The organism is Halobacteriovoraceae bacterium (genome assembly GCA_020635115.1).
Taxonomy (GTDB): Bacteria; Bdellovibrionota; Bacteriovoracia; order Bacteriovoracales; family Bacteriovoracaceae; genus JACKAK01.
In genome coordinates, this window is sequence record JACKAK010000001.1 from 407,772 (window position 1) to 420,529 (window position 12,758).

The following is a 12,758-nucleotide window of genomic DNA, read 5'->3' on the forward strand; positions in this document are numbered from 1 at the left end:
TCTAAACTTTTGTTAATTCACTGAGGTCTGTTTTAGTTTTTTTTGCTAATTCTCTTGAAGACAAAAGACCATCGCAAGGCCCAATTGTCCCAAATCTGCGTTCCCTTTGCGAAACATATTGGATAATCTTTCTGAACTCATTTGCTCCGAAATCAGGCCATTGTGTTTCAGTGAAATAAAGTTCACTATAAGCAATTTGCCAAATCAAAAAGTTTGATACTCTTTGATCCCCACCGGTTCGGATGAGTAGATCTATTTCTTTAAGCTCAGGTTGATAAAGATATTTCTGAAGTTGATCTTCTGTAATCAGTTTGTTTGGGTTTTTAACTATAAAACTATTTATAGCATCAATAATTTCTTTTCTTCCACCATAATTAAAAGCAAAAGTCAGCTTCAGTCCGTTAAAGTCTCTTGTGGAATCTTCAAGATCTTTAATTAGCTTTTGGGTTTCAGATGGTAATCTTGAAATATCCCCCATCACTCTAAAACGAATCTGATTTGATAAAATTTTATTGCGTTCTTTATTCAGAAATTTTTTTAATAATTTAAAAAGCGTCGTCACTTCAAGATAGGGCCTGGACCAATTTTCAGTAGAAAATGCATAAAGAGTAAGTGAGTCTAATTTTAGATTGGAGGCCTCTTCAACTATTTCTGTGACAATTGCAGAACCTCTAACATGTCCCCAAACTCTTTCATGAGCACGTGACTGCGCCCATCTACCATTTCCATCCATTATGATAGCTACATGTTTAGGGACTGCAAAATAATTATTCTTATTATCCATTAAACTGTTAAAATCTCTTTTTCTTTAGCGTTAATAATTTCATCGACTTTTTTTATAAAATCATCTGTAATTTTTTGGATTTCTGTCTGTAATTTTTTTGACTCATCCTCTGACACTTCCTTGGCCTTTTCAGCTTTCTTCACTCTTTCATTTTCATCACGTCTTGAGTTTCGAATGGCAACTCTTGCATCCTCTCCAATTTTTTTGACATCCCTAACTTGTTCCTTACGTCTTTCTTCAGTAAGAGCAGGAAAGGGAATTCTAATTAGATTCCCATCATTAGATGGAGTGAGCCCAAGGTTAGCATTTATTATTGATCTCTCAATTTCAGGAATCATCGTTTTGTCAAAGGGTTGAATTTGAAGCAATCTGGCCTCAGGACTACTTACTTGCCCAACTTGGACTATTGGTGTTGCTGAACCATAGTAATCAACTTTTACACCATCAAGAACCGCCGCCGATGCTCGTCCAGTTCTAACCTTAGTCAATTGAAACTTTAAAGAATCAATCGATTTTCCCATGCTTTCATTTAAATCACTTTTAATTTTATCAAGCATTTTCACTTCCCTCTGAAATTAGTTTATTTGTAACTATTGTTCCGATTTTATCTCCAATGACTACTTTCTGCATATTCCCTTGTGCAAACATGTCAAAAACAATGATATCAATACCATTGTCCATACAAAGAGTTATGGCCGTAGAATCCATAACCTTTATCTCTTTGTTTAATACCTCAATGAACTTGAGTTGATCAAACTTTTTAGCATTTTGGTGAATCATTGGATCTCTATCATAAATTCCGTCAACTTTTGTTGCCTTCATTATTACATCTGCGTCAATTTCATTTGCTCTTAGTGCTGCAGCTGTGTCTGTTGTAAAATAAGGATTTCCAGTTCCTGCAGCAAATATAACAACCCTGCGTTTTTCCAAATGCCTTACTGCACGTCTTCTTATATAAGGCTCTGCAATTTCTTTCATTTCAATGGCCGTAAGGACTCTAGTATGTACATCGTACCTTTCCAACCCATCTTGCAAAGCAAGTGCATTAATTACAGTTGCCAGCATCCCCATATGATCAGAGGTTGTTCTATCCATGCCTTTTGTGGCCCCTGCAACCCCCCTATGGATATTTCCACCTCCAATAACAATAGCGATTTCAACGCCCATGTCATAAAGGGCCTTAATTTCTTTACATAGTTTTTCTAGAATTTCTTGTGAAATTCCAGATTTATCTGTTCCCGCCAAGGCCTCCCCTGACAATTTCAGTAAAACTCTCTTATATTTCATGACATCACCCTATTTTGAGGGTCGAAGATAAATCGCAAAATCGAGTATCCGCGACCATTTTTACTGCACAAAAAAAAGGGGCCGTACGGCCCCTTTAATTTAAGTTTTTCGATCTTATTGTTGAGCAGTCATTTTGGCAACTTCATCTGCCAAATTGTCCTCTTTCTTTTCAATTCCTTCACCAAGATTGTAGCGAACAAATCTTCTTACAGAAAGTTTCTCTCCAATTTTTAGAGTTGCTTCATTTATCAACTCTCCAACTGTCATTTCAGGATTTTTCACAAAATCTTGCTCCAGCAAGCAGACTTCTTTAGCAAGTTTAGAAAGTTTTCCCTCAACAATTTTCGGAATCATATTCTCAGGTTTTCCTTGCTCTTTCAATTGACCAGCATAGATCTCTGCTTCTTTCTTTTTAAAATTCTCGTCAATATCATCTGCATTGATAAACTTAGGATCTGATGCCGCGATATGCATTGCAATGTCTTTTGCTAAATTCTGGAATTCTTCATTCTTTCCAACAAAATCCGTTTCACAGTTTACTTCTACCATAACTCCGATTTTTCCACCGTGTATATATGAAGCAATTGTTCCTTCGGCCGCAATACGACTCTGTTTTTTTGCAACTGCCGCTAGACCTTTCTTTCTTAAATAGTCTATGGCCTTATCCATATCTCCACCATTTTCAGAGAGGGCCTTCTTGCAGTCCATCATCCCTGCACCAGTTTTTTCTCTTAATTCTTTTACAGCTCCAGCAGTAATTGTCATGATTTTGTCCTTAATTTGATGATTATTTAATATCCTAAAAATTACTCTTCAGTTGATTCTTCTTGTAAGTCGATATCATTTTCATATTTATTAATGATTTCACTTTCCAAAGCAGCATCTCTTTCAGCAAATTCTGCATTTGCATTTCCTCTTGAACCAGCTCCTTCATTCACAGAACTTGCAAAATATTCAGCAAAAAGAGTCACTGATTTAATTGCATCATCATTTCCTGGAACGACATAATCAATTCCTGTCGGATCACAGTTTGTATCTGTAACTGCAATAACCGGAATACCAAGAGTATTAGCTTCTTTAATAGCGATTCTTTCATTACTTGGATCTACAATAAAGATAGCTCCTGGAACTTTTCTCATATCCTTAATCCCACCAATGTTTCTCTCTAACTTTATAACTTCTTTATCTATTTTTGATCTTTCTTTCTTAGTGAGTAAACCAAAGTCTCCAGTTTCTTTCATTTTTTCAACTTTTCTAAGTTTATCAATCGAAAGTGCAATCGTTTTATAGTTTGTAAGCATACCACCAAGCCATCTGTGAGTTACATGAAATGCACCACATTTTTCAGCTGCTTCCCTAACAACACCTGACGCTTGTCTTTTTGTTCCTACGAAAAGAATTGGCTTTCCTTCAGAAGCTGTTTTTTTCATAAAGTTGAATGCTTTTTCAGCAAGTGGAATTGTTTTACCAAGATCAATGATATATATACCATTCCTCTCTCCATAGACATATTTCTTCATCTTAGGATTCCATTTTTGTGTTTGGTGACCAAAATGTGCACCGGCCTTTAGCAATTCTTTCAACTCTAACTTTGCCATCTTTTCTCCTATGGTTGGTTAATCTGATCACACTTGCGAGGCAGTCCTCGACCATCCAAAATAGTGTGATTGTTGGTTAATGTAGCCGTTTTAATAACACAGTGAAACACCTTCGACAAGTCTCATCACCTTTATATTGAGATGAAATATTAAAAATGCGCCCGGTGTTAGCACGTAAAAAGAATTTTATTTAAACAAGGGGTGGTCATTATAACTTGTATTATGCGTATATAAAATAGGATCACAGCCTCGTACCATCACAAAGGCCTCTCCAGTTCTAAAAGTTTGACCAATTCCACGGGAATCTGAATTGCTATTAAATTTTACGTCTTGATTTCCCTTAGTGACCTTGCAAGCTATATATTTGTAACCACAAGCAAGATATCCTTTCATTCCATCTACTCCATTTAGACCTTCACCTTGCTGTTGATAAATCATTTTAGGAATAAAACTTGAAAAAGAAGTACATCCTTCTTCTAAATCCGTTGGCCCATAGGCGCATGAAAGTTCTTGAGAAAAGTCTCCACGACTATTTTTGTTAATGTAAATAGTCATTTCTGTAGTTCCTTGTGATGTATTTACTCTCCAGCCCGCGCCATCAAAACCACCATTTGAACCTACACGAATAGTACCAAGTCTTCTTGACTTATTTATAGTTGGTGCATTCATCGGATGAGAAAAAGTCGTCGAAGGTGAATTTGTCCAAGGGTAGACCATCACATAGTCTTTAAAGCAAGACATAGGATCAGTTTTTAACAAACTTATCATTTGGTTTGTCGTTCCACCAGTTCCAGTTGCAATAGTAGAACCACCTTGGTTTTGTTGATTGTCAGGAATTTCAACATTAGCATCGAAACTTTGAAGAACTCCAGGATTGGAACTATTGCATCGATTATAGGCAAAAGTCCCACTCCATCTCGAAGCCATGACACTATTTTCACACTTAAGCAGTTGCATTTCAGCGACACAATTTGGACCTGTTGGAGTAGACCAACCTAATCTCATTTTATCATCAGCAGAGGTACAGGAACCTATCCCACCTGTTACAGAAGCTCCAAAAGCAGAAGATTTTATTTGAGACAATCCATCGACATCATCATTCAAACCTATATCATCAGCAGTCACAGTTCCTGTCTGTACTGCCAGTCCGCCTGAAGTATTAATATAGTTTGGATTCATAGTCACTTGAGTTTTCAATTCACATGTATTAGAGTTTGCATTGTATTCATATTCATCAACGCATTTAAATTCACATGATCGATTTGAGTTATATTCCTTATATTGCCAAGACATATTAGGAGAACTAACATTTAAATTATCAGCAGCATATACAATATAATTTGCAGGAGGAAGACCTGAACCTGAACAATAACCTGATACAACAATTTGATTGTCTTTTGTTTGAGAAGATGTAAGCCCTAATTGATCACTATTAAATTGATTAGATTTTCCTAAAGTTGTTAAACCTGCATAAGCTACAGTATTCTCAGAAAATCTTAAGTTCATCTCCGCTCTAAATTGTTCCTCTAAATATGTTTTTTGAGTGTATCCTTGTGCTAGAAGTTCAATATAAGTTTCTTTTTCACTCTGTACAAGGGGATATTCATCTACAACTCCCCTGAAATAATTTCTTAAATAAGAAGGTACTGATTGAGAGTCGTTTTTTCCATTTTGAGTAGGATCTGTTGCAAGTTGGTCTTCATTATTAAGATTTAAATCAAAATTTTGATTATCATCTTGATAACTATTTTCATTAAAATCGAGGGCCCCAAAATCATCGGAAACACCATCATTTCGATTTGAATTACTATCAGCTACAGTTAAATTTGATTTTCGAACACTTTTACTACCTTTCCCAGATGAGGGTATGCAAGAAGTTAAAGAAATAGACAAAACAAATGCAAAAATCTTTGCGTTTAGTTGCATATTCATAATCCCACCAATTTTAAGAGATAGAGGTTTTTGGTGAGTAAACGTGAAGACTGAGCAGACGTGTAAAAAAACCTTATACTAATCTTTCTTTATTGATGTTAGTCTAAGACAAAAAAAAATAAAAAAAAGCTAAAAAAAATGTGCTCCAATAAATCTAAAGGTCTACAAAACTCGAACATCTTTTCAAATAGTTAGAATCGCCAATAATCCTTGCTATTCAATTTGAGCAGGAAAAAAATGCTAAGCTATGAGAGTGATATTTTCTGTAGACTTATAAATATCTCGAATAATTTTATTGGCCTTAAGTTCTATATCGATCAAAAGGGATTCAATTGTTACTAATAAATCAAAACTTCTCATGTCAGTATTGATATTATAGATTCCTCCAATATTTGCCCATGCATGAAATCTTTCATCTTCCTTTTTAATTCTAATTTCAATTTTTTCATCCATAAATTGTGAGCGAAGAGAATGAAAAATCGAATCGACCAAATCTCTATACTCTGATTTTAATTGAAAATTTTCATATATTATTTTCATAAAGACCTCTATTTAGAATTTGGGATTTGAAAAATAAATGTCAATACCTATTAAAAATTAATCCTATCGTTGTAATGAATTTTCTGACATAATCCATTTATATAAATGCATATAAACTTAAATTTTTGATTCTATTGTCACAGAAATTATAGATACAAGTTTACTTCCACTCACTTATTGAAAAAATTGCATCTCTCTATCTAAATATTTAAAAATTTATTCCATAGGAGAGTGTAGAACATCTCTTGGTTTAGAGCCTTGGGCCGGTCCGACAACCCCTCTTTCCTCCATCAGTTCAATCAGATTTGCTGCCCTATTATAACCAACTTTTAATCTACGTTGTAGCATCGAAGCACTTGCTGAACGATGCTCGGTCACAATTTTCACAGCTTCAAAATATTTGTCATCATCCTCATTTTCATCATTTGTTGGTGTAATATGTGAACCGAAAGCATATGGGTCATTTTGTGTCTGCTCACCTTCATTTTCTAAAAAATCTAGAGCATTCTGGTTAAAAGTTGCAGTATTAACACAAATTTTATCCATAAGGGCCTCAATTTCATTTTCATCAACATAGCCAGAATGGACTCTTAAGTTTTCAACCCCATGTTTGTAAATCATATCCCCTTTTCCAAGTAGTCTTTCAGCACCCATTGCATTAAGTATTGTTCTTGAATCTACAGAAGTTGTTACCCTAAAGGATACTCTCGTTGGAAAATTTGATTTTATTAGACCAGTGATTACATCTACTGATGGCCTTTGAGTTGCTAGAACAAGATGAATTCCTGCTGCTCTGGCCTTAGCAGCTAATCGGCATATATTATTTTCAATTTCTTTTCCTGCCTTAGTTAAAATGAGATCAGCAAATTCATCAACGATTATTACGATGTAGGGAAGTTCATAACTTTCATCACTTTTTTCATCGTATAGGTGGTGAATACTTGATAATAATTCAGGTCCGGCCTGTTTTAATTTAGCATTAAAACCCTCAATATTTCTGACTCCAAATTCTTTGAGAATGCTATATCTTCTTTCCATCTCTTGAACTGCCCACATTAGAGAAAGAGAAGCATTCTTTGCATCTGTAATGACTGGCATACATAGATGAGGAAGTTTTGAATACAAGGCGAGTTCTAGTTGTTTTGGATCGATTAATATTAACTTCATTTTTTCTGGTGATTTCTTTACAAGTAAAGACACAAGCAGAGTGTTTACAAAAACTGACTTCCCTGCACCTGTCGCCCCCGCGACTAACATATGAGGCATACCTGCAAGATCAACTACAAATGGGCTTCCAAATGCGTCCTTCCCCATGGCCACAGGTAATCTATAATTACTGTTAATAAATTCATTCGCTCTAAGGATCTCATCTAAATAGATAATTTCTCTTGGGTTTCTTGGTACTTCTATTCCTACAGTTTGCTTTCCTTTTAAGGGGTAGATCATTCGAATAGGAGCACCAAATAATGCAAGTGAAAGATCCTCTTGTAATGAAGTCACTTTAGTTATTTTAACACCTACTCCAAGATCTAATTCAAATGTATCAACAACTGGCCCTTTAAGTATGTTGATAATTCTTCCGTCTATTTTAAACTCTTCAAGTTTATTTTCAATTCTTTCAATTATCTCTCCGAAATATTCATTCGAAGGTCGAGAACGTTTTTTCTGACTATGATCACTCGAGATACATTCTACAAGTTCATTAAAATTTAAATGCATTTGTTCTGGCGCTATATCTGTTTTTAAAAAATTTCGATCCATTCTGGTTGGTGAAATAATTTTTTCTTCCAAAATATCTTCTTTGACATTAATATCGTCTACTTCAGAAATATTTTCTTCATTCTGATCTCTTTCTTCGAGTGTATCTTCAAAGTTATCTTCATCAAAATTTTGAATTTGTTCCTTTGTATTCCTTTTTTTAAATAACCATTTCTCCTTGAATATTGCAAAAGCGTTTTGTGTTTTTTCTTTTGTCTTAAAAAAACTTGATTGAAATCTGTTGCTACTTAGAACAACTTTTGAAGTAGAATTAGTAATCTCTCTTTTTTTTCCTAAGGCAAGCAACTTATTATAAATGTATGTTATGTTATTAAAAAACTTTTGTCTAAAAGTTAAGACTATATATCCTATAGTTGATATTCCAAAAATTAACCACATTAATGGATTTGAAAAATAAATTGATATGAGCTGAAGAATTCCGGGCCCTAAAAATTCAGGTGCCATCAAATAGAAACTTGATAGAAATGAACACAACAAAATTATAATTCCAAAAACATCTAAGAATATATCTCTACGTGAAAAAATAAATGTATAGCTTAGTGAAAAAATAATAAAAGGAAAAAATATCCAAGGACCAGTATAATAACCTAGGATTGAAATAAGAGAAGACCCATAATAGCTAAGATAACTCAATGAATGACTTCGATAAGATATCGTTAAAAGATGATCTGGTAAAATCTCTCTATAGTAATACGCAAAAAAGCTAATTATGGTAACTACAAATAAGGCAAAAAGTTCTGTTTTTAGTATTTTATTCATCATACCACTATCTTAAATGCTTATCTTTATTGACACCAGACACCATTTTAAAAAGATATTCTTTGGAACCTTATGGCTCAAGTATTATTTACTAAAATTAAGATTTTTGTGAACCGATGCGTGTTAAAAGGCGATATTAAGGAGGAATTGTGCAATCAGAAATTTTAAAAGCTCAAAAACGCGATCATAAAAGTAAAGCTCCATTGAGTGAGATGAGAAAAAGTGGTTGGATACCAGGAACTGTTTATGGAAAAGATTTTAGTCCGGTTAATTTTAAAGTAAATTCGCAGAAACTTAGTAAATTTCTTGCTCATTCAGGTAAAGTATTTGAAATTGAGATTGAAGGGATTGGAAAGCATCTAGTTTCTTTGGAAGAAGTTCAAAAAAATCATTTACGTGATAAAATTATGCATATTTCTTTTCATAAAATTGAGGCCAAGCAAAAACTGGTGATTAAATTACCTGTCCAGCTTTCAGGCATCGCAAAGGGTACAAAAGAAGGTGGAATTGTTCATCAGGTTCTAAAAGAAGTCGAAGTAAAAGGGTTTCCAAAAGATTTTCCTGAATTTATTGATGTTGATGTAACAGAGCTTAGCTTGGATAATCATTTTAATTTAGCAGATATAAAACTTCCAAATAATCTTGAATGGGCACAAGATGAAAATGTAAACTTAGTATCGTGTCATAGACCTAAAGTCAAAGAAGAAGCTACAACTGAATCAGTAGCTGTTACTGCTCCAGTTGAAGAAATTGCAGCTTCTGAGTCATCTTCAGATGATAATCAGGCCGCATAGGTTTTACTATAGTTAGAGGGACTTCAGCGTCCTTCTAACTATTCAATATTATATCATCGATTTTTTTTGATTCTTCTATCTATTTTCAATATCTTACTTTTCTTGCCAATAAAGTAAGACACAAACACTCCTCTATCATCTGTTTAGCAAAATTCTAAGTCTATGAAATAAGGCCAAAAATAAAAAAGGGAAAAAAAAGCTAAATGCATTTTAGGAAGTGGATTAAAATCAGTTTATCAGATCAGGTTGCACTCCTAGTCTGGTTATGACCCATGTAAAAGCGAGAGCTTTTATCCACCCCTCAAAATCGCCGACCAGTTAGAGAAATCTACTGGTCGGCCTTTTTTATTTTAGAATATCTTTATGGGATTTTCGACAAATTGGTCTCATCGGTTTTGATTTTGGATAACCGATACGAAAAGACCATTGCAGTACTTGATTTTTTGGAATATCAGCATATTTGATAAATGAATTGATAACCTCTTTACTTTTTTTTATATTTTCTGCAGTCATTTCTTTTGGTGGAAAACGCTCAAGAGCAGATTTGGCGATGAGAGAAGCTGATGAAAGTGGCTGTGCGACCATCCCAATTTTTGTAAGTTCTAACCACATTCTATAACATTCTTTACCTGTTTGAATTTTTCCATAAATAGTTGGATCTTCATTTGTATAGAGCAGTATTGCTCCAGAATTCTTAATTATGTTTATCGTTCTTAGTTTAAACATAATATTCATACCTAATTTGTAAAAAAAAGAAAATATAATAGGATATTTCTTAAAAAATCTAAAACTAACTTTTTCTATAGGACTCATTCCCATAGAAACTGCGTCCATTCCATCATAATAACTTTCTGATTTAGATAAGCGCATCCATTTGAAAAGATCCATATAAACTTCAGGTGTCTGCCAAATATATTCTTCTGACTTTGCGATTAATTTGGAAAATTTAAAATCTGCTGGTATTATATGAAATCTTTCAAATTTCAAATTACCTCTATTAAAAATCTGTAAAAAATCTTTTTGATCAAGTTTTTTTTTGTAAACCCTTCGATCAGTTGTTCTAGATTGAATTTCTTGTAACAGTTCGATCGGAGTACGATCAGCTTTATAGAAAAAAAACTCTGCCCATAATTTATCAATATTGGGATTATTTAAACAATATTTCAGTTCAAAAGATATATTGAAATGAGAAGTGACAATATTTACAGTTTCTATAATACACCCTAATGAAATGAGTGAACCAGCTTGATCTTTGTTCAGTGTATGTTTAGATATTTTTGGATTATGATACACAAGCAAAGATTCACCTCTCCATTTATAGCTAAAAGGTTGACAATTATCACCAGTAGGTACACGGCATAAAGCTTTAATAATTTCATTTTTTACAGTTTGAGAAACAATTTTGTTTCTAACTAATTGAATATTGCCATCAATTTTTTCTTTTTCAAGCATAGTCGCTCCTTTTCTCTCTTGTCTGTATGTAGAGTAAATTTTGAAGCCTATATGACAAAAGTTTCTATTTTTTATAAAATAGATTCAAAACTAGAAACAAAAGGAATTTTTAGAAATGGAATTTAATAAGGACACTTATTTGGAAACTTTTGACTACCACATTTTAACTAGAAAAGTAATAAAAGCTCTTAGGAGTAAAATGTCACAAAAAGAAATTAACTTGTTAATGGGGCATAGTTTTAATCAAGTTGCAAAATGGGAGACTGGTGTAACTCATATAAAATGGGAAAATTTCACAGATATGTGTGTAGTTTTAGACATACCTATTATTGAGATATTTAAAAAATTTTTCAATTCATATAATAATTCCTTAGATTTAAAAAACTTCTATCATTCATTGAACATACAAAATAATTTACAAGGTTCAAGTGATAGCAGAACTAGAAAAATAATACATAAAATATTAAAAACACAAACTTCAGTTGATCTGGCCGATATTTTCTATCTTATCGACACACGGCCTTCAATGCTCATTGGATTTTTATCAAATTTTGTAGATTGTTCTCAAATAGATATCCTACAAGAAAAATACTTAACTTTTGTTCAAAGTTTGGATTTGATTGATACAAATCCATTAGTGATTTATATAAATGCAGCACTACAACTTGATCCATATCAAAGTCTGAAAGAACACGACGATGACTTACTTGCTCATTATGCATCATGTAGTATAAAAGAGGTGAAAAAGACATTAAATCAAATGTATAAATTAGATCTCATTTATTATAAGAATAAAAAATTTTATCCATGTTTATTTGATTTTAGTTTTCCTTTTCTTAGAGACCAGAGGCTTAGAAACTTTGCTAAATATACAATGCAACTTACAGCTGACAAATTTCCAACAGAGCATGAAAGCGTAGATTGGTCTAGTGCTGTAAATTATACTTTATCTTCAACTAGAGTATGCGCTATGTCCGTTGGGGCCTCTGAGGAAATTGGTAGACTAATTTCACAATTACATGATCAAATTAGAAAAGTAATTGAGAATGATAAAGGTAAAAAAGAAAATGTTCAAGTAGTGTTAACTCAACTTTATCCAGTAAACATTTACAAAAAATGAGAATTATTATCGCATGAATACACATATGTTATTTTGCATTTAAGAAGAAAATAACGTTGCGATTTATTTTCATTTGAGGATTTGATTTTACATATTGAGAAATTAGGAAAAATGCAAATACGAGAGCACTTAGAGAGGTAATGACATTTTTCAAGATTTTAGATTTTTCTAAGACACTTACTTTCAGTCGAAATATTGAAATAAGCTCAGAAAAGTAGACAAGCACGTAAATGGTGTATAAACAGGTTAAGACAATAGATAAATAAAAATAGCTTGTGTTCATTTCTATTTTATACAAAAAAAAGATGACTCCTATTAAAATTGAGTAAATCAAAGAAATTGCAATAGAAAAATCTAATATTCTATTTACTCTTACTTTTAATAATTTTAAGAGCTCTTCTATATTGCTCATAGTTTGAAATACTTAGATAGTTATTGTGTTTATAGATTTCAATTTAAACAATACTGTGGAAATAACATATATGGAAGAAATGAACAAAAAAAAAGACCACCCTAGAGGTGGTCTTTAATATAAAAAAAAGGTGCCTCTTGCTATTCTCACACCAAGTCTCCCTGGCACTACCTTCGCCGCTACAGTGCTTAACTTCCGAGTTCGGGATGAGATCGGGTGTTTCCACTGCGCTATCGAGACACCAAACTGAATTTCAATTTAGTGGAGAGGTCTTCTTTTTAACAAACGTTCTACTCAACCT

The 12,758-nt window shown here is 33.1% G+C and carries 12 protein-coding genes and 1 rRNA gene; 2 read left to right on the forward strand and 11 right to left on the reverse strand.

Annotated features, from left to right (window positions below):
* Position 1: 1 nt before the first annotated feature.
* The 8 genes from uppS to H6622_01995 all read right to left on the reverse strand — a co-directional run bounded on the left by uppS (position 2) and on the right by H6622_01995 (position 8,679).
* Positions 2-784 (reverse strand): di-trans,poly-cis-decaprenylcistransferase, encoded by a 783-nt coding sequence (uppS, locus tag H6622_01960; protein MCB9060271.1) that lies wholly within the window; start codon positions 782-784, stop codon positions 2-4.
* A complete protein-coding gene (gene frr / locus H6622_01965) occupies positions 784-1,341 on the reverse strand; it encodes a ribosome recycling factor (GenBank protein MCB9060272.1) in 558 nt (185 codons plus the stop codon). The genes uppS and frr overlap by 1 nt, the downstream gene beginning before the upstream one ends.
* Positions 1,334-2,071 carry a UMP kinase gene (locus H6622_01970; GenBank protein MCB9060273.1) on the reverse strand — a complete coding sequence of 246 codons (738 nt, stop codon included), beginning with the start codon at positions 2,069-2,071 and terminating at the stop codon, positions 1,334-1,336. The genes frr and H6622_01970 overlap by 8 nt, the downstream gene beginning before the upstream one ends.
* Positions 2,072-2,185: 114 nt before the next feature.
* A complete protein-coding gene (tsf, locus tag H6622_01975; GenBank protein ID MCB9060274.1) occupies positions 2,186-2,836 on the reverse strand; it encodes a translation elongation factor Ts in 651 nt (216 codons plus the stop codon).
* A gap of 41 nt (positions 2,837-2,877) precedes the next feature.
* Positions 2,878-3,669 (reverse strand): 30S ribosomal protein S2, encoded by a 792-nt coding sequence (gene rpsB, locus H6622_01980; GenBank protein MCB9060275.1) that lies wholly within the window; start codon positions 3,667-3,669, stop codon positions 2,878-2,880.
* A gap of 186 nt (positions 3,670-3,855) precedes the next feature.
* Positions 3,856-5,601 (reverse strand): hypothetical protein, encoded by a 1,746-nt coding sequence (locus H6622_01985; GenBank protein MCB9060276.1) that lies wholly within the window; start codon positions 5,599-5,601, stop codon positions 3,856-3,858.
* Between the two features lie 240 nt (positions 5,602-5,841).
* Positions 5,842-6,141 (reverse strand): hypothetical protein, encoded by a 300-nt coding sequence (locus H6622_01990; GenBank protein MCB9060277.1) that lies wholly within the window; start codon positions 6,139-6,141, stop codon positions 5,842-5,844.
* A gap of 216 nt (positions 6,142-6,357) precedes the next feature.
* Positions 6,358-8,679 carry a DUF87 domain-containing protein gene (locus H6622_01995; protein MCB9060278.1) on the reverse strand — a complete coding sequence of 774 codons (2,322 nt, stop codon included), beginning with the start codon at positions 8,677-8,679 and terminating at the stop codon, positions 6,358-6,360.
* 149 nt (positions 8,680-8,828) lie between these two features.
* Between H6622_01995 and H6622_02000 the strand changes: the two genes are divergently transcribed.
* The gene (locus H6622_02000; GenBank protein MCB9060279.1) at positions 8,829-9,473 is read left to right on the forward strand and encodes a 50S ribosomal protein L25; all 645 of its coding nucleotides are present in this window, start codon (positions 8,829-8,831) and stop codon (positions 9,471-9,473) included.
* A gap of 345 nt (positions 9,474-9,818) precedes the next feature.
* Here the strand turns inward: H6622_02000 and H6622_02005 are convergent, their stop codons facing one another.
* Positions 9,819-10,925 (reverse strand): hypothetical protein, encoded by a 1,107-nt coding sequence (locus H6622_02005; protein ID MCB9060280.1) that lies wholly within the window; start codon positions 10,923-10,925, stop codon positions 9,819-9,821.
* Positions 10,926-11,124: 199 nt separating this feature from the next.
* On the opposite strand from H6622_02005, the gene H6622_02010 reads away from it, so the two are divergent.
* Complete coding sequence (locus H6622_02010) at positions 11,125-12,045, forward strand: hypothetical protein (protein MCB9060281.1); 921 nt, start codon at positions 11,125-11,127, stop codon at positions 12,043-12,045.
* Between the two features lie 28 nt (positions 12,046-12,073).
* Here H6622_02010 and H6622_02015 read toward each other — a convergent pair whose 3' ends face one another.
* The gene (locus tag H6622_02015; GenBank protein MCB9060282.1) at positions 12,074-12,457 is read right to left on the reverse strand and encodes a hypothetical protein; all 384 of its coding nucleotides are present in this window, start codon (positions 12,455-12,457) and stop codon (positions 12,074-12,076) included.
* Between the two features lie 127 nt (positions 12,458-12,584).
* Positions 12,585-12,701: ribosomal RNA gene (gene rrf / locus H6622_02020) — 5S ribosomal RNA — on the reverse strand.
* Positions 12,702-12,758: the final 57 nt, after the last annotated feature.